Raw genomic sequence first — 23,307 nt, 5'->3', positions numbered from 1 at the left:
TAAAAATCTGCCGTAGAGAAATCTTCACCCAAAGTCTATAGTTTTTATTCACCCTAATCCCCAGCCGGAGTCCTATATGGAAAAAACACCAAAGTGCCCATTAACCAGTGTCAACGGTGCACCTATTGCGAATGACCAAACAAGCATTAGCGCGGGTGAGCATGGCCCCCTCACTTTCGACAATTTCCGTATGTTTGAAAAACTGGCGCATTTTAATCGAGAGCGTATCCCGGAGCGGGTAGTACACGCACGCGGTACCGGTGCTTATGGAACATTCACCCTAAGCAAGGATATGTCACAAAACACCATCGCAAAATTCCTACACAATGAAGGCAATAAAACCGATATTTTCGTGCGCTTTTCTACGGTTGGAGGGGGGCAGGACTCCAGCGACTACGCCCGTGACCCCCGCGGATTTGCCATCAAGTTTTACACCGAAGAGGGCAATTGGGACATGGTCGGCAACAACACCCCGGTCTTCTTTCTCCGTGACCCGATCAAGTTCCCCGATTTCGTTCACTCACAGAAAAAAAACCCGGCCACCAACCTGCCTGACCCGGCGGCAATGTTCGAGTTCTGGGCCAACACCCCGCAATCGCTGCATCAAATGACCATTCTGATGTCAGACCGCGGTATCCCCTACTCCTACCGGCACATGCACGGGTTCAGCTCCCACACCCTGAGCATGTGGAATGACAAGGGGGAGCGTATCTGGGTAAAGTGGCACTTCAAAACCAATCAGGGAATCAAAAATCTTACCAACGAAGAGGCGGCAAACATGCCATCTTTCGGTGCACAACAAGATCTAGTGGATGCAATCAATCGCGGTGATTTTCCCAGCTGGACAGTGAAGGTGCAGGTCATGAGCGAAGCACAGGCTCGCGACGGTCAAATGAACCCTTTTGACCTCACCAAAGTCTGGCCACACAGCGATTTCCCACTCATTGAGATCGGTCAAATGGAGTTAAACCGCAATGTTAAAAACTATTTCGCCGAAACCGAGCAGGCCGCCTTCAGCCCTGGCAATCTAGTACCCGGTCTTGGTGCATCACCTGACAAAATGCTACAGGCACGCCTGATGGCCTACCCGGATGCTCACCGCTACCGCATCGGTGCCAATGCCAACCAACTGCCGGTCAATTCACCTCGCTGCCCTTTTCACCACTATCAGCGTGATGGCGCAATGGCGGGTATGCCGCCCGCCTTTGGCAATGACAATAATCAAGGCAGTGGCGTCAACTTCTACCCAAATGACCAGATAACTGAGGGCGCCCCCGCACCACAGCCTGAAGTTGCAGAGCCACCACTTCCCCTTGAGAGTGAAGCGTGGGTAAAACCCCATGATACCCAGCAAGATGATAACTTCACCCAAGCCGGCACACTCTACCGCTTGATGTCCGATGAGCAAAAAAACCAGCTGGCGGGAAATATTGCGGGCGCACTGATTCATGCCAGTAGTCACTCACAGGAGCAGATGTTAGCGCAAATCAAAGCGGCAGATACCGATTATGCTGAGCGTGTCAAAACCGCGATGGCGGCTATAAGTTAAAACCCGTATAATTTATCGAATTATGCACAATCTTACCTCCTGGTTTCCACGGTCCTCCGTGGAAACCCATACCGTACAAAAGAGTAGTGCCGCGTGCGCCCCCTCGCGTGAGCATGGAAACAAGGAGCCGCCAGATAGGCCTAAGGGTTAGGGTTATTGGTTCAACCCGAACAGGACAGTCATGACCACTTATGAAGTTATGCGACATCATTGGGCAAAAGCTTTATTACTCATCGCAACTATACTGCTTTTCACTCCCAATATCAGCGGTCAGTTTAATGATTACCAGGTGGCGATCTGGAACCTGGGTCATATCGGATATTTTTTCCTGCTGACCGCCTCTCTATTACCCTACCTGCAACGACATTTCTCATCATTAACCTCTCGCATAGCCGTGGCGCTGCTGATTACGCTGCTTCTCAGTGTGGTTATTGAGGCCGTTCAGCTAATAATAGGCCGGCAGGCTTCCGTCGATGATCTACTCAATAACTTATTGGGTTCTTTACTGGCACTCTCTATTTTCCAACTCAGATTACGCTTGAACAGCCGTATGAAGTTAGGCCTGATATCGCTGCTCACGCTGTTACTGATCTGCTCTTTAACCCCATTGCTGTCGATCACTGCCGACACACTCATTGCGCATCACAAACACCCCATTATTGCCGACTTTGAGACCCCCTTTGAACAATCGAGATGGGACAGCAAACGACCACTAAAGATTGTCCAACATGAATCAAAACAGCTACGCGTTCATATCAGCTCAACAGATAAACACCCAGGATTCACTCTCACCCCGAGGGTAAGTGACTGGCGCGGTTACGCCTTTTTGCAGTTTGAAATTTACAATAGTGGCGATCAAACATGGCCGCTCTATTTTCGCATCAACGACAATTTACACCATGAAAATGGCCAACACTATAACGACCGATACAACACACAAATGCCACTCAAGCCAGGCTGGAATCAGTTTCAGATCAACCTGCAACAGGTCAAGCAAGCGCCCGCCAAACGTGCCATGGAGATGGCGCGCATTGCTAATGTAACCTTCTTTTTCATGGACAGCGCCCCTCTAAAAACCATCCGCCTAGATAACCTTGTTTTGTTGAGCTTAAAAGATGAATACGCTGAGTAGTTACAATAGTGTTATGAAAAAACATCGATAGGGTTATTTCTGGCCCAGCTCTCTCTGCGAATTTTCTGTGCCGCCTGTGCCTGCTGCTGATAAAACGGCAAGCGTGCCAGTGCATCATCAATCGCCATTAATATCGATGTTTGATCCCATTTTTCAAACATCGGGAAATCCAGATTATGCCGATCCATCCACAGTGCCATTTTACTCTGTCGGGGAATAATGCAGATTTTCCCCAGATAGAGCGCATCATCAAAAATTCCTGACATAATGTGGCGATAACGAGGACTGTATGGCAGTAACATCAGGTCGGATTGCGCGACTAACGAACAATACTCACGACAACTTAACAATCCATTATAAATAGATACCTTGCCACGCGGCTCCAGAAGTTCATGCTGCTGGCGCTGAATATCCGTCATATTGCCTGCTGCAAAGCGATTACCTAGTTGCACCGTGAAGGTGATGTTGTCGTGTTGCTGCAAAACACCGTCGACAATACCTGCCAGTAGGTGCTGACCTTTATTCACACCGTTCCCTCCCAAACCCCCCGAGCCTAAACAGGCGATATTGGTTATCCCGGATGGGGTGGGATGGTCACTATCCAGATCCTCTCCCGGATAGAGTGAATGCAGATAGATAAAGCGCAAACCGGGCTTTTGCGCCAGGTCGATAAAATTCCGGTTTGGAAATGGCTCTTCATAGAAAATACGAAAGCGCTCGACCTCCCCTTCGGGAATGCTCTCAAAGAGATAGCGGTACATGGAGCGCTTCACCTCATTGGGCACTACTGTCTCATCCAGTGCGGCAAAGGAGTCATCACTGAGTGGCAGGCCATGACGCCGAATATCGCGGGCAAGGGTATCATCCACCTCTGAGCTGATATGTGCGTAGAGGCCAAACCGACATTTTGTTTTATCAATCAGCTCCCGCAGCCATTGCCCATAGGCGACCACACACTCGGCAGTCATTGAGGTGAGAAACACAATATCGTCATCTTTGAATAACGACGGCTCAAGCCTCTGCAACGCCTGATAACTCTGCATATTGCTCGCACCCAGTACAGTACAGTAATGCCCGTTGAGCGTGGGCAGCTCAACACCGCCAAAAGTGGCAACCACCTCGACACCGGTCGGCATCAACAAGGGGTCAAAATCAAGAGAGCAATAACTGACCATCTGGTAACCCCTGGATTGGCACAGGTTCCAGAGCGCCACATGCTGGCTCAAATAGTGCCCACCCTGATCAACCAGCAGTGGGTCTATTACATGGAGTGTTGGCATATTTTAACCGATATATTTTTTAATTAACTTCACTTTGACCTCCTCCACATACCGTCCAGCGACGATCGGTGAGTCCTCTTCCTGTAATAATCTCTTCAAATCGGCCAGAGCCGTTCCAAACGGAACGCCATACAGCTCACCCTGACACTCAATAATCCGGTGATCAAGAAATTGATTATCCCTGATAATAGGCGGCCATTCTGGTGCTTCGTCCACCACTAGGCTTCGTCGCCGGTATCGGTCAATATTCGAAGAGAAAACGGCCGCTTTCAGGCTGCATTTATACCCGAAAAGTGCTGTAAAATCAGTAGGCAACGCATTGAACGCACAATAGTTATCTGCAGAAAAGTGTTCTTTATAACGACCACATAACCCCTTGTAGTGCGTCTCACTCGATGAGAGCAACAGTTGACTGGCAAACTCAACCGGTGAGCCGGGAATATGCAATTTCAACTGAAGTGACCAGATCAATTGATAAAGTAGCGTGTCGTCACCACCTCGATGAGAGCCGACACACTCTTCAAATGAGACCGGAATTACATTGGGAAATGATAACCAAGGGATATATTGAACAATACGATCCCGTATAGTACCCAGCAGGTATGGGTCATTGATCAACAGCGACAATCGTTTTTCGAATGATTTCCCGGTAAAATAGTTATAAAAAGCGCTGTTACCTTTTTTAGGATAATAACTCACCTCGGAGATAACGACATCAGCAGGATTTCTATAGATGAATAGTGCCGGAGAGTAGATAAAGGGGTGATCCCTTAAGCCAAAGTCGCCCTTATAAACGCTCTCAATAAAGAAGTTTTTTGCAGTCGTATGAGCATTATTGTGCTCCACATAGTGCCACTCCCCCCCTTTCGGCTTTTCAGGTGAAGCACCTCGCGCTACATACCCAAACACCTTGGCAAGCGCCATCAACAAGTGTGTGCCCGACTTTGGAATACCAATCAGATAGAGTGGCCTTTTTTTATAATACGAACCCGTTACGGGCGCAATAATAGTCTTCCCCGTTTTATCAATATAGGTATGCAGCGCCTCCGCAAGCGAGGTCGTGGTATCAAAGCAGAGGAGATCCAAATCAGAATATGCGCACTCATCAACCAAAATCGTTATATCATCCCAACCGGATACTTCATCCAACAGGTGTGAGTAAACCTCTCCACTACCCCGCAATAAAAGCACCACAGGCTTATCAAGGCGCTTCATCTGTTCTCTAATTTCACCCCGCAACGATGCGACTGTGTACTCTTCAACAAAAATCAATCGATTATTCATAGCAAAACACCTACACCCGATGGAATCGGTTAAAAAATAGCATCAAAAAGAAGATCGAACCGTTGTGAATAAAAATCAGCTAATACCTTGTTATTTAACGCGTTGAAGGGCTCTCTATATTCATTCCGAACATTGATAAGCCGTACCCTCCAGCCATCAACATCTTGCTCTTTACCCGCCTCATAAACCTCGTCAATAAAGTGATTTACAAATAACATCACCTCTTCGATATGCTCTGAAAACCCCTCCAAAACATCGCTATCAGAAAAATTTGCACGTTCAATACAACTAAAATTCTTGCGGGGGAATCGCTCAAAATTATGAGCTGTTTTTGTGATATTGGATTTATTCCAGTTAAAAATTTGTAGATTCCGATCCTCTAACCCCTCCGTCAACACCTCACCTTTTGCCAACGCTTCACTTATTTTACGCTGAAATGGGCTGTAGTTCCGCTCATCAAACAGGGCAATAGGCGCATAACCAAATTCAGCCATATACAGGTCGACACCATGCCCCTTGAACTGTTCTAGGTGTTCATTTGTGAGGAAATATCGCCAATCATCAACCACCCCCCTCCGTTTACTTTTCCTAAAATTATACTGATGTTTTCCAGTCAGATTCTTATAGGCTATTTTATCCCACAACCTCTGAGCCTGATCAACAGAGAGAAAGATCCCATGACAGCGGGCAATATCAACAATATTTAATGCCGGATTTTGAATGATATCTTCCCAACGGAACAGATTGAAAGCATCCCGAACAAGACAGAACTCCTCCAAATATGAGCAAGCATGTGACATCAAGCCATCTACCATCGCCATATCAGTGAGACGAAACCGAGCAAATTTATCCCTTAAGTCACCCTCATCACCGATGAATCGATCGATGTACTCCCCAGTGATGGCATTAATTGAGAATGCAGCCGAATAGAGTGCACCCAGTGGGTTGCGCATTGAGGCGAAAGGTATGCAATCCGAAAACTCGGGGTCATTCACCCAGCGAGAAGGGCTATAGTGAGAGTGAATTCTATCGTGATAATGGAGCGTTTTCTTGGGCAGATAGATTAACAGTGTGAAGTCACCAACACCTTTAACGCCGATATACTTTCTGACACAGGCTTGCTCACCATCCAACCAGCGAGGGCCACCCAGCAACTGACGAAATGTCTGGTTATAGATGATGTCACCCGCCACGTACCTCTTTTCTAGAAAAGAGATAATTTTGAGCTGTAGATACTCACCCAGCAGTGGCAATAAAATATTGACTGAACGCTGTACACCCTCATCAACCTGATACGGGGGTCTACCCAACTCACCCAATATACTCAACAGAAGTGCAAAACCGGTGCGTGGAGCACCCACAACCATGCTCTTTGCCTCAGGCGATGCACTAACACCTTTATCAACCATAATCTATCCACCTGGAGCGGTTGGCACACACATTTTGCCCCGCCATAAATAAAAAATTCGAGTTTAACCGGTCAATTGATTTTCAACCCGTTATTCAGAAGGTTCCAATGGAGATCTCTTCTACGAGAGCTGCCTCGACTATTAAAGGTCTATTTGGTGCGAGTGACTATAGATTCCCATAACAACTGTTTCTAATCATGATATACCCTTTCATCAGCTCGGTAATACCATCACCCAAAGAGTAGGTTGGCTCAAAATCTGTTTTTTCAATCTTCTGATTGGAGACGATGTAGTTGCGCTGATCCGGATCTTTTCCTTCACCCGCCTCGACAAAGACAAATTCGGGGATCTGTTTTTTAATCGCCTCACACAGCTCCCACTTGGAGATATTGGCATTGGAGAGTCCCACATTAAAGATCTCACCCTTCATGGCATCAAAATGATCGATACCGTGCAGAAACACCCGGCTCACATCACGCACATGGATGTAGTTACGTTTGAAGTGGCTCTCAAACAGCACCACTGCTCGGTCGTATACGGCGCGGTAGACAAAGTCATTCACTAGCAGATCGGTACGCATGCGGGGGGCCATGCCAAAAACGGTGGCGAGGCGAAAGCTGATGGCGTTGTCGTGTGCCAACAGCCGTTGCTCCACCTCAACCTTCTCCCGTGCATAGTGGGAGATGGGATTCAGAGGCGAGTTTTCGTCACAGTGGTTGTTCTCATCACCACTGCCGTAGGCGCTATTGGTGGTGGGCATCAATACTCGCTGTTCGAGTGAGAGGCGCGCCATCATCGCAAAAATAGCATCGCGGTTGGTTGTGGTTGCCCCCACCGGATCTTTATTGCATAGCGGCGCACCCACCAGTGCCGCCAACGGGATGATGATATCCGCCTGCGCAAGCAGTGGATTCACGATGCCAGCGCTACGCACATCACCCTTAACCACGGTGAAACCGGGATTGATGCAGAGCTGTGCCAGGCTATTCTGGCGAAACATAAAGTTATCCAATACGGTGACTTTATGCCCCTGCGCTAACAGCTCCGGCAGCAGAATTGACCCCAGATAACCGGCACCGCCAGTCACTAATATATTAAACCCCATCGCCTCTCACCTCTATTTCGGGTTAATCACGTTGGCGGCCCGCGCATAATCGGCGGGCACTCCAATATCAATAAATGTGGCCTCACTGGGAAAGCCAAAGCAGCGCAAACCCTCGCCGACCCCTCGCTCAAGAAGATCCATCTCCAGTGAACATTTTTGTTCACCCCGCACCCGCCACGCTCTCTGGCAGCCAGCTGCAATCAGATAGGCTCCGCCATTGATGTAGTCACCCGATTCACCCCGTGATGAAAAGTTGACGATGCGCTGAGACCCATCAAGATCTATGCCACCGTAACGCCCTGCCCCCTCTCCTTGGCGAAGTGCAAGGGTGACATCGGCCTGCTTCGTTTGGTGCAGGCGCATCATCGGTGCAAGATCGAGCGGAAACCAGGTATCACCGTTCACCACCAGCACCGTCTCATTCTGCTCACACTGTTGCAGTGCCAGCAGCAGGCCACCACCGGTGCCCATCGGGGACTCTTCTATTCCATAGTCAATTTCAACATCACCATAGCGGTTGCCAAGGTGCTGGATAATCTGCTCTTTTTGATACCCCACCGAGAGCACTACCCGTTGAATACCCTGCCCCATAAGGTATTCAATTTGATACTCCAGAAAAGGCCGCCCCGCGACCAGTGCCATCGGTTTGGGTCGATCTGAGACGACCGATCTTAAGCGACTGCCCAGCCCACCGGCCAAAATAATCGCCTCACTGAGCACGTGCCGTTCAGCACTCACTCAGTACCTGCCTGAGCCGCGCCAGCTGGGGTTGAATATCGTGGGGGTGATTACCAACAAAGAAGCCGTGATCATGGGCGTGATCCGCATGGGGAGTGCTGCCGCCCACCACATCGTAGTCAAAGTATTTAATCACATCATGGCGCAGGAAGTTGCCGCCGGTAATCATGCGAAAACCGATATCAGCGGCACGCAGTTTTTTAAATATTCCAGCGCGGGTTAAGCCGCTCTCGGGGTGAATTTGCAGGGTAAATGCGAACCAGGAGCTCTCGCCATTTTCGCGCTGTAAAATAAAGCGCTCATCATCACCGAACAGCATTTGAAACTGCTCAGCATTTTTTCGCCGCAGCCGTAGCATTCCATCCAGCTTCTTCAACTGTTCGACACCAATCGCGCCGCTCATCTCCAGCGGGCGGGCATTAAACCCGGGCAGAATAAATCGATACGCCTCCTCAAATTCATCATCACTTCGGTCACACAGTGGCGTATCTTGGGGAAGGTCGCGCACCCAGCCGTGGGCACGCAGCGAAAGTGCCAGATGGTACAGCTCGTGATCATCAGTGAGAATCATCCCCCCTTCCATGGTGGCAATATGGTGAGAAAAGAAGGTGCTATAGGTATTAATATCACCCAACGTGCCGCAAGTTTGGCCATTCAGCGTTGCCCCCATGGATTCGCAATTATCTTCAAAAAAGTAGAGGTTATGCTGGTCACAAAATGCTCTCATCACATCCAGTGCCGCCGGATTACCCAGAATGCTCACCCCGACCACCATACGAGTTTGAGGTGTCAAGGCCGCTTCTAGCTGGCTGACATCCATATTAAGGGTATCGCGTTCTACGTCCACAAAGCGTAATTTAAGGCCATATTGCTGCAATGGATAGTAGGTGGTCGCCCAAGAGATGGCTGGCACGATCACCTCATCTCCACGCTGTAACGGGCGCTCTTTTTTATGACACAGCGCCGCAACGCCCACCAGATTAGCGGCGGAGCCGGAGCTGACCATCACAGCATGTTTTGTACCCATTTTGGCGGCGAAATCCTGCTCAAACCGTTTCACCTGATCACCCATGGTGAAGCGATCCCGGGCGATCACCCGCTGGATCGCCTGCAACTCTTCATCACCCCACGAACTACTCGCTAACTCATAAAACATCGCACTCATTCCAATACCGTTATTTGTCTACTAGCTCGAGAATGGCCGCAACCATTGTCTCTTCTGATGGATAGTAGAGTTGCTCCAGGGTGTGGCCCGCCGGGGTCGGCAGGTCTGGAAGACCGATTCGCTTAATGGGCGCTTTCAAAATTTGTGGGCAGTTTTCGGCAATCACGCAGCCGATCTCGGCACAAGCGCCTCCCATGGCCCAGCCAGTATCGACTATCAAGGCGCGACCGGTTTTTTTAACCGACTCCAAAATAATCTCATGATCAAGCGGTTTAAGGGTACGAAGATCCACCGCATCGGCACTAATCCCCTGCTCTTTAAGTGATGCCAGCGCCTGTTGTGCCAGTGCCAGTGCATGGGATGTGCCGATAATTGAGAGGTCTGTGCCACGCTCACGGTAAACCCCTTTGCCAATCGGCACCTTATAGATCCCTTCGGGTACCGCTCCCTGCTGCTTCATCAGCCAGCGATGTTCAAAGATTAATACCGGGTTATTATCGGCAATGGCGGCCAGCATCAACCCTTTCGCATCATAGGGCGTACTGGGCATCACGATCTTCAAGCCCGGCACACTCATCAGCAGCCCCTGAATCGCTTGAGAGTGTTGCGCCCCGGAGCCCCAACCGCGCCCGATAGCAGACCAGATCACCATCGGCACCCGGCTCAGGCCGTTATCCATATAGTGTATTTTCGAGGCGTGGTTAACAATCTGGTTAAACGCCAATAGCAGAAAATCGGGGCGGTTATGGCAGTAGACTGGCCGTAAGCCGTGCATAGCCGCTCCGGTGCAAATGCCAGTCAACCCCTCTTCCGAAAGCGGAGTATCAAAGACTCTGGGAGAGCCAAACTGTTCGGCCAGCCCTTTAGTGACGCCAAACATGGAGGAGGGGTCATCCACCCCCTGCCCCAATAGAAATACATGAGGGTCCAGTGCCATGGCCAGGGTGAGCGCTTCATTCAGCGCCTCGGTATAACTCAGCTCACGCGCCGCGCCCGGCGCGGTAGTATGAGACGGTTGTGACTTAATAAATGCTTCAGCCCAGGGCATAATTTACCTCGATTTCAATCACAATAGGCATGGGTGTAGAGATCCTCTTTGCGGGGGTTCGGGCTCTTCTCAGCATGTAAAAATGCCTCGCTAATTTCGTCGCTGATTTGCTGCTCCATGGCGGCTCGCTGCAGTGCATTCAGCACCCCTTGCTGTTGCAGGAAATCAGCATACCCCTCCACCGGGCAATGTTTCTGCCAATAAGCCACTTCCGCCGGATCCCGGTATCCGGTATGGCTATCGTCACCAGCACCGCCGTGTCCACGCCAGCGGTAAACCTCGGCTTCAATAAAACTGGGACCTTCACCGCGTCGTGCCCGGGCTACCGCATCGGCAACAGCCTCATTCACCTTTAACACATTTGAGCCATCTACTTGAACACTGTGCAGACCAAATGCGGCGGCTTTTTTATAAATAGCCACACCGGCTGGCTGCCTCTCCTCAAGTGGCGTACAGACCGAGAAGAAGTTATTTTCGCAAAAATAGATAATCGGCAATTTTTTCAGTGCCGCAAAGTTGAGACTCTCCCAAACGGCACCCTCTTCGGTGGCCGCATCACCCAGAAAAACACAGCTGACATAATCATCTCCCCGCAGCTGCGCACTCAACGCCGCACCGGTAGCAATCGGCACCGCACCGGCCACAATCGCCGATGAGCCGGCCATGCCTACCGATTTATCCAGAAGATGCATAGAACCACCACGGGAGCCGGCACAACCATTCAACCGACAAAAGAACTCCGACAACATCCCTTTAAGGTCGCCCCCCTTGGCCAGATAAGCGCCGTGTGTGCGGTGCCCGCAATAGAGGATGTCACTCTCCCTCAATGCACTGCACGCGCCAACCGAAGCCGCTTCCTGACCAATCACTAGGTGAATCGGTGTCTTCATCTGATCTTCATGATATTTTCCCTCAATCGCCTCTTCGATGCGTCGAATGCGTAACATGCTGTAAAGAAGCCGAGTCAAAAAGTCAGCATCATGACGCTCAACAAACTCATCACAACTGTCAAAATCACTCCCCTGGTAGGGAAAATTAATCACCATTAATCTCCTTTTAATCACACATCGGGGCAGGCTTTAGCCTGCGATTAACTGCTGTTCACGAAACCACGCAACACTCTTCACAATCCCCTCTTCCAGGGAGATTTGGCGCTGCCAACCCAACTGCTGTAGGCGGGTGCCATCCAGCACCTTTTCCGGTGCGCCATCCGGCTTTGAGCTATCCCACACCAAAGTGCCTGAAAAACCAACCACTGCGGCAATTTTTGTGGCCAGAGCGGCGATGCTCACCCCTTCGCCATAGCCAATATTATAGGGCGGCTGCAATATCTCCGGGGGCTGTTTTAATATCAACACAATCGCCGCCACCACATCATCCACATGAATAAATTCACGCACCGGCCGCCCACTGCCCCAGAGGGTAATGGTCTCTTTTTTGTCCTGTTTCGCCTGTATGAAACGGCTGATTAAAGCCGGTAAAACATGCCCTGAGGCGGGGTCAAAGTTATCCTTGGGGCCATAAATGGTATTTGGAATCAGCGGGATAAAACGGTTGCAACCATCTTGCCGGTTAAATGCCAAACACATCTGCAAGCCCGCTAGCTTTGCCACTGCATACGCCTGGCTGGTCGACTCCAGAGGCCCCGTCAGCAGTTGAGACTCCGCCATTGGCTGGTGCGTTTGCTGTGGATACATACAGGAGGAGGCGAGAAAAATAAAATGCGCCACACCATGACGGCGAGCGGCCACCATCAGGTTGAGCTGCAAGGTTAAGTTATCACTGATAAAGTCTCCGGGGTAATCCCTGTTTTCGATAATGCCGCCCACCACACCCGCCGCCATAATCACCACCTGCGGCTTTTCGCGGGCGAAAAAATCATCCACATGCTGCTGATTACGCAAATCAAGGGCTGCGCGTGGCACTGTGAGCAGTGTCACATTGCGGTTTTTTGCCAACTGCTCAACCAGCGCAGAACCCACCATGCCGGTGTGGCCCGGAATATAGACCCGCTTGCCATCGAGAGACACTTCTAACCCAACCCATTGGGTTGATAGAGGACGATTTTAGAGCCACTACTATCAAAGCGAACCGGCACATAAATCAGCTGCTGCAACGCCTCACGCACCCTGCTTTGTAACTCAGGCCGTACAAACAGCAACAAGAAGCCACCACCACCGGCACCCAACAATTTGCCCCCCAGCGCCCCGGCCTGTTTTGCCGTGTGATAGAGTTCATCGATCATCGGGTTACTCACTTTGTGGGAGAGCTGGCGTTTGAGCTGCCAACTCTGATCCAGCAGCTTGCCAAATTCACCGATATCACCCGGGTCATTTGTCAGGATAGCCAGCGCCTCATCCACCATCGCACCCATCGCCTTAAGCTCGTCCACGCGTTTGTGCAGATTATCAATTTTGGATTTGGCAATATCGGGAGCGTTACGTTGCAAGCCGGTAAAGAAGAGCATGAGGTGATCTTGCAGCTCATCCCGGCGCTGGCTACTCAGTATCACCGGCTCTGCACTAAAGTGGCCATCCTGAAAAAAACGAATACGATTAAAACCGCCCAGCGCAGCGGTGATTTGGTCCTGCGAACCCACATGCTCACCGATAAGCTGCTGCTCCACATGGATCGCCTGACGCGCCAGCTCTTCCTGCGAAATGTGTTGCCCTTTCAACGCCGAAACAGCATGCAGCAGCCCCACGGTAAAACTGGAGCTGGAACCCAGCCCGGAGCGTGCAGGTAGATCACCATCATGGTGTATCTCCAGCCCCTTGTAACACTGTTGATAGCCGAGCACGGCACGCACCGCCGGGTGTTGAATTTCAGAGATCTCTTTTACATTCTCGATATTCGAATAGACAATTCGATATTTATGATCAAAAAAGGGCGGCAAATAGCGACAACTGATATAGCAATATTTATCAATCCCCGCTGCCAGAACACTCCCACCATACTGGTGATACCAGTCGGGATAATCGGTGCCGCCACCAAAAAATGAGATCCTGAAAGGTGTTTTGCTTATAATCATTATTCAGCCAAATCGCTATCTGTAAATTTTTCGTTTAAGCGGCACCGCCGCCATCTCTTTAATATGCGAACACACCTCTGGGCCAAATTTTTCTCCTAGCTGGGCGAGGTAGCCCTCATCCGAATAGTAACGCTGAAAGGCTTCATCTCTAAAACGCAGCACTTGCGCAGCACTCAGTGTTTGGGTTGCCAGCGGCAGGCAGTCATAACTGTGCTGTGAGTAGCCAACCCAGCTTTCCGGCAGTGCCGGGCCGTGTGCTTTTGCCTGCCTGTAAAGTGGCGAGCCAGGATAGGCCATAGCACTGTAAAAATTGGCAAATTCACATCGCGCCTCCAGCGCCAGCACCAAGGTTTGTTGCATACTCTGTTCGGTATCGTTCGGCAGGCCAAAGATGTAGTTGCCGATAACATGAATACCCGCTTGCTGAATCCGGCGCACGGTGTCGATAATATCCACATCACCAAAACGCCCCTTCTCCACACCATCGCGCACCTGCTTACTGGCCGACTCTATCCCCAGCGCTAGCCAGCGAAAACCCGCTCTGAAGAGTTTATCCAGATACTCATCTTTAACAGTATCTACCCGAGCATAGGCCCAAATATTGAGGTCGTAGCCCCGCTCAATCAGCCGATCACAAATTTCGAGAACATGCCGGGCATTGAGTACAAACATCTCATCCGAGATTTTTATATTTTTAATCCCATACTCGTTCACTAAAACATCAATTTGCCTGACCACCGTTTCCGGTGACCACATACGGTAGGCGGGCTTGCCAAAAGGGGCGTTGATGCAACAGAAAGAGCATTTATAGGGACAGCCTAATGAGGTATAAAGAGAGGCGTAGGGTTGCCGTTTATCAATATGATCAAAACAGTGCCAGTTGTGGGCACGGTACGCCGACATCGGCAACAGATCCCAGGCGGGCATTGGCATCTCGCTATCCAGATCCACCATTAAAGGGCCCGATTCGGTACAGAGAATTTCATCACCTTCCCGGTACCATAAGTTAGGAACAGCGCTGTAATCGGCCACGTCTCCAGCGAGTTGAGCATGGAGAGCGTAGATCGTTTGCGGCCCCTCCTGGTCACAGACAAACTCCACCGCCTCTTGCTCCATCGTCAAGCGGGGCAGTGCTGCGGGGTGAGTGCCGGTCAGCAGTATCGGCGTTGTCATCGTGCGCGCTTTGAGAGCACGGCACAACTCACCCACAATCGTCATATTTTGCGTCGATGCAGAGGGTTGGAAACCATACACCGGAATCACAATCAGCGTTGCCTGATACTGCCGTTCAACCAGCGCCACCACCTCATCAATACCCAGATTAAAGACCGGTGCATCAATAATATCGGTGGTTAACCCTTTGCCACGCACATAGCCTGCAAAGTGGGCCGCTAAGATGGGTGGCTCTACCGCCGAGAGGTTTGCCCCCAGCCCTTGATAGAGTGAGGCTCTTGACCCTGAATTAATAAAGAGGACATCCACCACCTGGCGAGGTTCAGACTCAGCTTGATTACAGATTTTCATACGCCTTCTCCACCCCACGACAAAACAGCCCCTTCAATCCAGGGGGATTGGTCTCCATCGGCCACATAATAGGCCGCAAACAGACGATTACCCGCCAGCGCAACCACATCACCATAACCACCATTATAAAGAGCCCCAGAGTAGTCACGACTGATTGCTGCATTGACCCACTGATCACTGCCCTCAACTCTATAAGCAAAACCGATGCCGTGTGTCGATGGCGACAACTCACGATAGATTGCAACCACGCCACCCGCCACCGCGCAGAGCATCGGTGCGTGCCCCCGCAAGCCACTATCGGTTAATTCGCTCCAGCTAAAGCCATCATCTTCTGAGTAGAGCTGCCACAAAATTGACGGTTTGTGGTTATCTCGCATCAATGCCAGCCACCGTTTGCCACCCAAATTGAGCATAGAATATTCATTTAAATACTTTTCGAGGAGATCAGAATCGGCCAACACCGCACGCAGCTGCCAATCTACACCCCCATTATAAGAGTGAAAAAGCAGCGGTGAGGTGATGCCGCTCTTACTCAAGCCACCATAAGCGGGCAACAGAAGTGCGCCATCAGCTGCGCGGACAAGGTGCCCATACGATGCCGACAAACAGGGTTGCAGCGACGACAGGGCACGCCTATCGACTTCACGCAAACTTGGTGGCGTTTCACCTTGAGATAGCCGGCTGAAAAAAACCTTATTATAAAAATCTTGCCGGTAGTGGCGGGATTGAAGGTAGAGCTCATCATCCACAGCCGAGAGAATCGCATCGATCTCCCAACGCTCACCCGTAACAGAATCAAGCCTTACCGACGGCCACTGCTCTAAACTTTCTGCCGTGGTCTTATAGAGTGAAACCACCCCGGCGCGACCGTGGGGTTCATCCTCATCAACCGTGGCAACCCGTACCGCCATAAACAGCTCACCCGCCACGACTGCCAATGTAGGAAAGGAGTAATAAAACCCAGGTTTTTTCGGAATAAGGGGAAACCGCTTGAGTACCTTGAGCATTAATCCACCGTTAATATCTCATCCGCCGCCATCGATAGCTGCTCAATAACAAATTGAATATCGGCATCCACCATAGAAGGGTAGATCGGCAGAGAGAGTATGCGTTGGTAGCTCTGTTCAGCGACCGGGCAGAGCACGCTTTCTGACTCAATATATGCGCGGTAATAGCGGTTACAGTAAACGGGGCGATAATGAACATTCACCCCAATCCCCACCGATCTCAATCTTTTGTAGAGCGCCAGCCGGTGTTGCTGATCAAAAACATCATGCAGCTTGATAACAAACAGGTGATAAGCGTGTTTCACCCCACCACGAACCGCCAGTGGAGAGAAACCGCTACACTCCGAGAAACCATCAAAATAACGACGCGCAATCTCCGCTCTTCTCCGAGTAAACTCATCCAAACGCTTTAACTGGCTTAGCCCCAGTGCCGATTGAATATCCGTCAAGCGGTAGTTGTAGCCCAGCTCGACCATCTCATACTCCCAGCTCTCCAGCGCTGCTCGCTGATTATGGTCTTTATCGATGCCGTGGTTACGAAAGCGCACCATTCGCTCAGCATAAAGCGGGTTATGGGTCATCACCATCCCCCCTTCACCGGCAGTGATCGGTTTTACCGGGTGAAAGCTAAAAATGGAGAGATCGGCCAGTGCCCCCACGGGAGTTTCGTTTAATTCAGCACCCAGGCTGTGGCAGGCATCTGCCAGTAGAACCAGATCATGCCGATCGGCAATGACCCTCAAAGCCGGGTAATCTGCGGGTTGCCCCGCGTAATCGACAGCAATAACAGCCCGGGTAGCCGCCGTTATTTTCTGCTGAACTTTTTGTGGGTCGAGCAGCAGGGTATCGGGTGACACATCTGCAAAAACGGGTGTCGCACCGCAATAGAGCACCGCATTAGCCGTGGCTACAAAGGTGATAGGGGGAACGATAACCTCATCACCCGGCCCGATACCGATAGCAACCAGTGCCGCATGCAGCGCCGCCGTTCCACTACTGAGTGCCACCGCATGGGGCATTGCCACCCTGCGCGCAATCGCATTTTCAAACAGAGAAACCATCGGCCCAGTGGTCAAATAGTCGCTGCGCAGCACCTCACACACCGCCTCAATATCACGCTCATCTATCGATTGTTTAGCGTAGGGAATCATGACAGCGGCTTATTCAGCTCAATCAACTCAGCAACGGTTAAAAAGCGCCCATTCAATGCAGAGTTATACTCAAACCCCTCAACCACCGGCACCCCAACCTCACCCATCTCATTATGGGCATAATCCATCGAGCGGTTATAAAAGCGTATCGCCGGTTTAATTAAAAAGTGATCCTTAAACTCCAGTGTCAGGTGCGAATCATCCACCGGGCACATCACCTCATGCAATTTTTCACCCGGACGAATGCCAATCACTTTGGTTGGAAAATCGGGGGCAATCGATTGGGCCAGATCCAATATACGAACCGAAGGGATTTTAGGCACAAAAATTTCGCCACCCAGCATGCGTTTAAAGCTCATCATCACAAAATCTGCCGCCTCAGGAAGGGTGATCCAAAAGCGGGTCATGCGCTCATCAGTAATCGGCAGCGCATCACACCCCTCCTGCAACAAGCGCTGAAAATGGGGAACCACCGAGCCTCGAGAGCAAACAACATTACCATAGCGCACCACGCTAAAGCGGGTCGGCAGAGAGCCCACCATATTATTCGCCGCCACAAAAAGCTTATCTGAGGCGAGCTTGGTCGCCCCATAGAGATTGGCCGGGTTGACTGCTTTATCCGTTGAGAGCGCGATCACCTTCTCAACACCCGTATGCAGCGCCGCCTTAATTACATTCTCAGCGCCATAGATATTGGTTTTCACACACTCCATCGGGTTATATTCAGCCGCAGGCACCTGTTTGAGCGCCGCAGCATGTATAACCAGCTCGATGCCGCGCATCGCCTGCTCCAGACGGTCCCGATCACGCACATCACCAATAAAGTAACGCATACAGGGCTGATCAAACTCCCGTTGCATCTCCGACTGCTTAAGCTCATCACGGGAGTAGACGACCACACGCCGCGGCTGGTACTTATCCAGCAACATGCGGATAAACATCTTGCCAAACGAGCCAGTACCCCCGGTTATTAGTAACGATTTATTATCAAGCACACTGTCCCCTGGTCAGTTTTTCTTATGCCAAGCAACATATCATCAAGCACCCACCGATTCAAACCGCGTTAACTCAGCAGAGGGAGAAGAAATACAGTTGCACAGCAACCAAACATGTATATACTTACATGCATGTTCATTCATACATATACGTGAGAGCCATGGAAAATCTAACCCCGCGACAAAAAGATGTCCTTAAACTGATTCGCCAGCACATCAACAACACCGGAATGCCACCAACTCGCAGCGAAATTGCCAAGGCACTGGGCTTTAAATCGGCCAATGCCGCCGAACAACACCTGCGGGCGCTGGCCAAAAAAGGGGCCATCAAAATGACGGCGGGCACCTCCAGAGGCATAAAAATCATTGGCCGTTCCAGCAAACCAAAAGGGCTACCGGTAGTGGGGCGCGTTGCCGCAGGCAGCCCATTACTCGCCGAACAGCATATAGAAGAGTATATCAGCGTCGAAGCAGAGCTCTTTCACCCCCCCGCCAGCTATCTGCTGAAAGTGCGCGGCATGAGCATGAAGGATATCGGCATACTCGATGATGACCTGCTCGCAGTACACGCCACCAAGCAGGCTAAAAACGGCGACATTGTGGTCGCCCGCATAGAAGATGAAGTGACGGTAAAGCGTTTTCATCAAAATGAACACCTGGTCACGTTGATTGCCGAAAACCCCGACTTCGCCCCGATTGAAGTCGACTTACGTCATCAAAACTTTGAAATTGAAGGGCTAGGTGTTGGCATCATTCGCAGCGGAGCACTCTAAAATGAATATTCAAACACTCCATACACAACCCTCTACACTTGACTCAAACAACCCATTAATCCCGAGTGACATTGTGCTACAGGGAGGAATTATTGAAATAATCACCCCCCACAACAGCAGCGAACAACTGGATTTAATACTATCGAGATTAACCGTCATTACCCCACATGACCGCTGGATAGCCTGGGTAGGTGCCTCACTTCGCTCCGACAACATCAAACTTCAAGAGCTATCGGCCTCAACCCACCGCCTACTTCATGTGCACCTCAGAGAGCAAGAGAATCATCTCAAAATATTAGGCAAAGCCCTCTCAACCGGCCGCTGTAGCGCCGTCATCGCAAGATCAAAACAACATAACGCACAAGAGCTGCAACAGCTTAAAATAGCTGCCCACAGAGGAAAAACTATCGGTATCCTGCTCAAAGAGAGTGACAAAATGGAAACCGACAACCGATCTGAACAGCAAGGGCAGCTCAGCTTTTTTTAAACCAAAGAGATGGACTACCAGCGATTCACCGCAAGCTAAAGCTTGCACCTACATGGGTATCGTGTATTTATAGACTATAAAACGCAGAGTAGGAGCCATCTTTAGATGGCGAAAACAGAAACAACGGGCCACCGCTTGCGCCTGCATCTAGACTTTATGTATTAACTCGCCACCAGCTTAATTATCCATAATATGGATTGTTGGCGAGTAAATACATAAAGTCCGATGATATTAGACAATCATTATTACATAAAAAAAGACTTCTGGAATAATGAGTTGCGAGTTAATACATATCAGGAGGCTATCGGACTTAGGTGATCGAAAAAATGACTGAAAATAAAATAGCAGAAAAAGTACGCATCGATAAGTGGTTGTGGGCAGCGCGTTTCTATAAAACCCGCGCACTGGCCACAGAGGCGATTAACGGTGGAAAAATCGCCATTAGCAACCAACGCTGCAAGCCCTCCCGTTCATTAAAAAGCGGCGAACAGGTCACTATCAGCAAAGGCCCCTATAAAATAATCGTAGATGTGATTGAGCTATCGGATAAGCGAGGGCCGGCTAAAGTCGCCACCCTGCTCTACAACGAAACAGAAGAGAGTTCGGTAAAACGCCAGCAATTAGCTGAACAGTTAAAAATAGAGCGAGCCTCGACAATCAGCCATGAGGGGAAAGGGCGGCCATCCAAGCGAAAGCGCCGCCAGATTATTCAATTTACCACTAAAAACAGCGGGCAGTGACGCCTGCTTTCCACCCAAACTCTTTAGCCACACATATTAAGCCAATAGGCTACACTAGCACCTGATGCGTATTAAGCTTTAAGCATGTCACGAAAAATTATTTTAATTACTACCCATAGAGATGCCACATCACCCAGCAGTAGACGCTACCCATTCGGTAGTGACCGTTTTTTCGAAAAAAGTGTGGTGGAAAGCTTTGGATGTAGCAAGAATTGTGTGCACAAGTGCGACCAGGAAGTTTTTTTTAATTTTCTGGTAATCAATGCGGATATTATACTTTTTGGAGGTTTTGATTATAAAAACTGAACAAGTAAACACACCACCACTCTTCAACTTAAAAGTATAGCAAGGCAATGCCTCACTATACTCTCATTGCATCAGCCGTTAATCGGCACTACCAGACACCACCATTTCGATAGAATCTCCACTATTCACCTGCAAGCCACTCGACTCACAATCCCATGTTTTATCACTCCCCAAACCAATCAACACAGACTGCCCGGAAGTAGCATTAACACAGGTCACCGACACCGTGGATAGCCCCATTAGCGAGCCACCGACAGGGTCTCCTAGCAGAGGACCAATCGTTATAGACAAGGGCAAGCCCCTGGGGCTGCCTTCATTGGTCGCAATGCTAAAGACCTCCGTTACCTGATTGCTGGCAGTATCGATAACCGAGGCAAAACCTTCAATACCAGACACCGAATACCCAACCCCATATAGAGAATCACCACTAGGGTGTATGGCCATATCAGCCAAAATAGGCATGCTATCTGAAAAATCAGGCCCCGAAATAACACTCGCCACTGTATTCGTATTGATGTCAACAACAGATACCGAGCCACCGTACATTGTTCCCACATAAAGGGTGTTTCCATTCGGATGAATTACGATGAGTAACCCATGATTATTGAGTGAAATAGAATCAACAAGGGCATTGGTTGTCGTATCATAAACTTGAACAGACCACCCAATAAGAGCGTAAAGATAGGGGGCTGAGGGATGTACGACAAAACCACCGAAGATACCACGCATGGGTATGGCACCCACATTAATTGTTCCAATAGGCTGGAGCGTATTTGTATTATATGCGATTACTTTATTCGCTTGGCGGCTGCGTATACCCACATATAAAATATCCTCCGTTGGGTGTGCTACCAAAATTGGATCGGTAATTCTCGTAGTTTGAGCAAGATCTATTGTTGCAGATATGGTGTTGGTGCTTGTATCTACAACTGAGATGATCCCAGGGCTGGTGGCGTCACCAGGCTGCTCGGACCTAGCCCCAACATAAACAAAGTCCCCACTGGAATGTATGGCCACTGTGCTAGGCGACGCGCCGACAGTAATCGTCTCCAGCAGAGAGTTATCATTAGTGTCATACACCTCAAGTAAACCCGCCCGCATTCCGCCGGGGCTTATTGGTACATAGAGGCGCTCCCCCGAAGGGTGTACAACAGCTCTCTTATAGTCACCCGTCGATATTCTTGCTGTTTCAGCATTCGTCGCCGTATCAATAACATGGTACATATCTCCAAAAGCGTCGCCCACGTAAATAAACGGTGCGGCAAAAGAGGGGGATATAACTAACGCCAAAGCCCCCGCTATGACAATACCCCTTAAATTTCGAAAACATTTACCGCTACCCACTTCCATTATTTTTTTCATTTTTATCTCCTTTTAGCACGCCTATCAGAAAACAATACCCACTCACTCGCAGCATCCTCATGACTCAGAGGTAATGCCACTCCGCGCCATTGAATAAGGCTATCAGAGAGTGATGCATTGATCTTACCCCCTAGGGTAGATGCCATTCAACCCCAAAAAAAAAGCCCTGATAAATCAGGGCTTAAATCAAAATAACAACCAGCAAAACCTACTTAATATGGCACGTCAGACAGAGCGCACTAGCCTCATTACTTACTCGCAAGAAACTGGGGATAAATTCAACATTAGCCGCATCAGGAACGCCGTGCGGGTCATGGCAGGAGGCACACTCCACTTCAAAACCCTCTCCCGAGTCATAAAGACGGATTTCATCTTTATCTGCCCTGCCATTACCATCATCGAAAAAGGCGTAGCGCCCGGGTACTTCAGCGTTTATGACCCTAAAACCAACCCAGGCCTGATTGGTAAGTGCCGTTGGGTACAGCACGCCAATAGGGTGGTCATCCCTTAAATCAACCGAACTCACCGTTTGCATTAGATATGGCTCGCCCACTCCACTGGGACCCGCACCAGTAACAAAGTTACTGAAATCCGCTGGCATACCCTCATTATGGCACTGATACGCACAAGCGCCCAAGCTGTAATGCACGTAAGTGCTTGTAGACCATCCGCCCAAAAAACCAGTATTGACTGATGTCTCTTGAGACTCCATATACCTATCTGGCCCCGAACCCGGCATATTAATAATAGAGTCGACTGCAGTCACGCCATCATGACAGGAGAGGCAGGTCAGCGAAGCGGGGCCAGGGTGTGTGACATTTTGCTCACCAGCAAACCCTAGTGTAGTTGGCATATCATACGGTTGATACGTCAAACTTGGGTTAACCGTTCTATTCCACAGCGGCATACGCAGACCACCTGACGAGGTATTAGCGCCATGCGGCGTGTGGCAATAGACGCAGACCTCCCCGTAATTATTGCGATAGATATCCATCGTTACCACAAACTGAGGGAAGTCATCTTCCATATAACTCATTGTCATATTATGACGTGTTCCCTTAATACCCTCAGCAACTAAATTATTCGCTCTCGTATCAGGATCCCAACCATCTGCATGGCCAATAGAAATAACACCCGGCGCAACAACTATCAAAACCAACCAAGCCACGATTTTCATTGTTTATCCCTCAAGACCAACTCACCTCAAATAGAATAGATACT

The 23,307-nt window shown here is 49.8% G+C and carries 21 protein-coding genes; 5 read left to right on the top strand and 16 right to left on the bottom strand.

The genetic code is table 11. From position 1 onward, the window contains the following. Nucleotides 1–76 precede the first annotated feature (76 nt). Both L3J94_06400 and L3J94_06395 read left to right on the top strand, forming a co-directional pair. Nucleotides 77–1,549, top strand: a complete 1,473-nt coding sequence (locus tag L3J94_06400) for a catalase (protein ID MCF6218380.1) — start codon at nucleotides 77–79, stop codon at nucleotides 1,547–1,549. A 181-nt stretch (nucleotides 1,550–1,730) separates the two neighbouring features. Further along, nucleotides 1,731–2,681, top strand: a complete 951-nt coding sequence (locus L3J94_06395; protein ID MCF6218379.1) for a VanZ family protein — start codon at nucleotides 1,731–1,733, stop codon at nucleotides 2,679–2,681. An 11-nt stretch (nucleotides 2,682–2,692) separates the two neighbouring features. Here the strand turns inward: L3J94_06395 and L3J94_06390 are convergent, their stop codons facing one another. The 14 genes from L3J94_06390 to pseB form a co-directional block, all read right to left on the bottom strand. Beyond that, nucleotides 2,693–3,961 (bottom strand): hypothetical protein, encoded by a 1,269-nt coding sequence (locus tag L3J94_06390; GenBank protein ID MCF6218378.1) that lies wholly within the window; start codon nucleotides 3,959–3,961, stop codon nucleotides 2,693–2,695. Between the two features lie 3 nt (nucleotides 3,962–3,964). Beyond that, entirely contained in the window at nucleotides 3,965–5,245 is a 1,281-nt protein-coding gene (locus tag L3J94_06385) for a hypothetical protein (GenBank protein ID MCF6218377.1), read from the bottom strand. 29 nt (nucleotides 5,246–5,274) lie between these two features. Continuing rightward, entirely contained in the window at nucleotides 5,275–6,654 is a 1,380-nt protein-coding gene (locus tag L3J94_06380; GenBank protein ID MCF6218376.1) for a sulfotransferase domain-containing protein, read from the bottom strand. A 166-nt stretch (nucleotides 6,655–6,820) separates the two neighbouring features. Beyond that, the gene (locus L3J94_06375; GenBank protein ID MCF6218375.1) at nucleotides 6,821–7,759 is read right to left on the bottom strand and encodes an NAD(P)-dependent oxidoreductase; all 939 of its coding nucleotides are present in this window, start codon (nucleotides 7,757–7,759) and stop codon (nucleotides 6,821–6,823) included. A gap of 12 nt (nucleotides 7,760–7,771) precedes the next feature. Further along, nucleotides 7,772–8,497 (bottom strand): NTP transferase domain-containing protein, encoded by a 726-nt coding sequence (locus tag L3J94_06370; GenBank protein ID MCF6218374.1) that lies wholly within the window; start codon nucleotides 8,495–8,497, stop codon nucleotides 7,772–7,774. Beyond that, a complete protein-coding gene (locus L3J94_06365) occupies nucleotides 8,487–9,653 on the bottom strand; it encodes a DegT/DnrJ/EryC1/StrS family aminotransferase (protein MCF6218373.1) in 1,167 nt (388 codons plus the stop codon). Before L3J94_06365 ends, L3J94_06370 begins: the two co-directional genes overlap by 11 nt. Before the next feature lie 19 nt (nucleotides 9,654–9,672). Further along, a complete protein-coding gene (locus L3J94_06360; GenBank protein ID MCF6218372.1) occupies nucleotides 9,673–10,710 on the bottom strand; it encodes an alpha-ketoacid dehydrogenase subunit beta in 1,038 nt (345 codons plus the stop codon). Nucleotides 10,711–10,724: 14 nt separating this feature from the next. Continuing rightward, nucleotides 10,725–11,756, bottom strand: a complete 1,032-nt coding sequence (locus tag L3J94_06355) for a thiamine pyrophosphate-dependent dehydrogenase E1 component subunit alpha (GenBank protein MCF6218371.1) — start codon at nucleotides 11,754–11,756, stop codon at nucleotides 10,725–10,727. A 33-nt stretch (nucleotides 11,757–11,789) separates the two neighbouring features. Beyond that, nucleotides 11,790–12,740 carry a GDP-L-fucose synthase gene (locus L3J94_06350; protein ID MCF6218370.1) on the bottom strand — a complete coding sequence of 317 codons (951 nt, stop codon included), beginning with the start codon at nucleotides 12,738–12,740 and terminating at the stop codon, nucleotides 11,790–11,792. A 2-nt stretch (nucleotides 12,741–12,742) separates the two neighbouring features. Then, nucleotides 12,743–13,741 (bottom strand): kinase, encoded by a 999-nt coding sequence (locus L3J94_06345; GenBank protein ID MCF6218369.1) that lies wholly within the window; start codon nucleotides 13,739–13,741, stop codon nucleotides 12,743–12,745. A 15-nt stretch (nucleotides 13,742–13,756) separates the two neighbouring features. Next, complete coding sequence (locus tag L3J94_06340; GenBank protein MCF6218368.1) at nucleotides 13,757–15,265, bottom strand: B12-binding domain-containing radical SAM protein; 1,509 nt, start codon at nucleotides 15,263–15,265, stop codon at nucleotides 13,757–13,759. After that, nucleotides 15,262–16,272: a glycoside hydrolase gene (locus L3J94_06335; protein MCF6218367.1), complete on the bottom strand. Its 1,011-nt coding sequence runs from the start codon at nucleotides 16,270–16,272 to the stop codon at nucleotides 15,262–15,264. The genes L3J94_06340 and L3J94_06335 overlap by 4 nt, the downstream gene beginning before the upstream one ends. Beyond that, nucleotides 16,272–17,423, bottom strand: a complete 1,152-nt coding sequence (gene pseC, locus L3J94_06330; GenBank protein MCF6218366.1) for a UDP-4-amino-4,6-dideoxy-N-acetyl-beta-L-altrosamine transaminase — start codon at nucleotides 17,421–17,423, stop codon at nucleotides 16,272–16,274. The genes L3J94_06335 and pseC overlap by 1 nt, the downstream gene beginning before the upstream one ends. Further along, nucleotides 17,420–18,418, bottom strand: coding sequence for a UDP-N-acetylglucosamine 4,6-dehydratase (inverting) (gene pseB, locus L3J94_06325; GenBank protein MCF6218365.1), 999 nt, complete (start codon nucleotides 18,416–18,418; stop codon nucleotides 17,420–17,422). The genes pseC and pseB overlap by 4 nt, the downstream gene beginning before the upstream one ends. Before the next feature lie 161 nt (nucleotides 18,419–18,579). Between pseB and lexA the strand changes: the two genes are divergently transcribed. The 3 genes from lexA (at nucleotide 18,580) to L3J94_06310 (ending at nucleotide 20,418) form a co-directional block, all read left to right on the top strand. Beyond that, complete coding sequence (lexA, locus tag L3J94_06320) at nucleotides 18,580–19,191, top strand: transcriptional repressor LexA (GenBank protein MCF6218364.1); 612 nt, start codon at nucleotides 18,580–18,582, stop codon at nucleotides 19,189–19,191. Between the two features lies 1 nt (nucleotide 19,192). Beyond that, nucleotides 19,193–19,678: a hypothetical protein gene (locus L3J94_06315; GenBank protein MCF6218363.1), complete on the top strand. Its 486-nt coding sequence runs from the start codon at nucleotides 19,193–19,195 to the stop codon at nucleotides 19,676–19,678. A 326-nt stretch (nucleotides 19,679–20,004) separates the two neighbouring features. Further along, nucleotides 20,005–20,418 (top strand): RNA-binding S4 domain-containing protein, encoded by a 414-nt coding sequence (locus L3J94_06310; protein ID MCF6218362.1) that lies wholly within the window; start codon nucleotides 20,005–20,007, stop codon nucleotides 20,416–20,418. A 384-nt stretch (nucleotides 20,419–20,802) separates the two neighbouring features. Here L3J94_06310 and L3J94_06305 read toward each other — a convergent pair whose 3' ends face one another. Both L3J94_06305 and L3J94_06300 read right to left on the bottom strand, forming a co-directional pair. Beyond that, the gene (locus L3J94_06305; GenBank protein MCF6218361.1) at nucleotides 20,803–22,086 is read right to left on the bottom strand and encodes a YncE family protein; all 1,284 of its coding nucleotides are present in this window, start codon (nucleotides 22,084–22,086) and stop codon (nucleotides 20,803–20,805) included. Between the two features lie 208 nt (nucleotides 22,087–22,294). Continuing rightward, nucleotides 22,295–23,263, bottom strand: coding sequence for a cytochrome c3 family protein (locus L3J94_06300; protein ID MCF6218360.1), 969 nt, complete (start codon nucleotides 23,261–23,263; stop codon nucleotides 22,295–22,297). Nucleotides 23,264–23,307: the final 44 nt, after the last annotated feature.

It is taken from the genome of Gammaproteobacteria bacterium, assembly GCA_021647245.1.
Taxonomy (GTDB): domain Bacteria; phylum Pseudomonadota; class Gammaproteobacteria; order RBG-16-57-12; family RBG-16-57-12; genus JAFLJP01.
The sequence above is the reverse complement of the archived record's forward strand: the minus strand, read 5'-3'. Positions and strand labels throughout refer to the sequence as shown.

Bases quoted from the DNA above. Each gene is read 5' to 3' on its own strand.
- L3J94_06335 (MCF6218367.1), bottom strand. From the start codon at position 16,272: ATGCTCAAGGTACTCAAGCGGTTTCCCCTTATTCCGAAAAAACCTGGG.
- L3J94_06380 (MCF6218376.1), bottom strand. From the start codon at position 6,654: ATGGTTGATAAAGGTGTTAGTGCATCGCCTGAGGCAAAGAGCATGGTT.
- L3J94_06300 (MCF6218360.1), bottom strand. From the start codon at position 23,263: ATGAAAATCGTGGCTTGGTTGGTTTTGATAGTTGTTGCGCCGGGTGTT.
- lexA (MCF6218364.1), top strand. From the start codon at position 18,580: ATGGAAAATCTAACCCCGCGACAAAAAGATGTCCTTAAACTGATTCGC.
- L3J94_06390 (MCF6218378.1), bottom strand. From the start codon at position 3,961: ATGCCAACACTCCATGTAATAGACCCACTGCTGGTTGATCAGGGTGGG.
- L3J94_06395 (MCF6218379.1), top strand. From the start codon at position 1,731: ATGACCACTTATGAAGTTATGCGACATCATTGGGCAAAAGCTTTATTA.
- L3J94_06305 (MCF6218361.1), bottom strand. From the start codon at position 22,086: ATGAAAAAAATAATGGAAGTGGGTAGCGGTAAATGTTTTCGAAATTTA.
- L3J94_06310 (MCF6218362.1), top strand. From the start codon at position 20,005: ATGACTGAAAATAAAATAGCAGAAAAAGTACGCATCGATAAGTGGTTG.
- L3J94_06355 (MCF6218371.1), bottom strand. From the start codon at position 11,756: ATGGTGATTAATTTTCCCTACCAGGGGAGTGATTTTGACAGTTGTGAT.
- L3J94_06340 (MCF6218368.1), bottom strand. From the start codon at position 15,265: ATGAAAATCTGTAATCAAGCTGAGTCTGAACCTCGCCAGGTGGTGGAT.
- L3J94_06315 (MCF6218363.1), top strand. From the start codon at position 19,193: ATGAATATTCAAACACTCCATACACAACCCTCTACACTTGACTCAAAC.
- pseC (MCF6218366.1), bottom strand. From the start codon at position 17,423: ATGATTCCCTACGCTAAACAATCGATAGATGAGCGTGATATTGAGGCG.
- L3J94_06400 (MCF6218380.1), top strand. From the start codon at position 77: ATGGAAAAAACACCAAAGTGCCCATTAACCAGTGTCAACGGTGCACCT.
- L3J94_06360 (MCF6218372.1), bottom strand. From the start codon at position 10,710: ATGCCCTGGGCTGAAGCATTTATTAAGTCACAACCGTCTCATACTACC.
- L3J94_06375 (MCF6218375.1), bottom strand. From the start codon at position 7,759: ATGGGGTTTAATATATTAGTGACTGGCGGTGCCGGTTATCTGGGGTCA.
- L3J94_06365 (MCF6218373.1), bottom strand. From the start codon at position 9,653: ATGTTTTATGAGTTAGCGAGTAGTTCGTGGGGTGATGAAGAGTTGCAG.
- L3J94_06345 (MCF6218369.1), bottom strand. From the start codon at position 13,741: ATGATTATAAGCAAAACACCTTTCAGGATCTCATTTTTTGGTGGCGGC.
- L3J94_06385 (MCF6218377.1), bottom strand. From the start codon at position 5,245: ATGAATAATCGATTGATTTTTGTTGAAGAGTACACAGTCGCATCGTTG.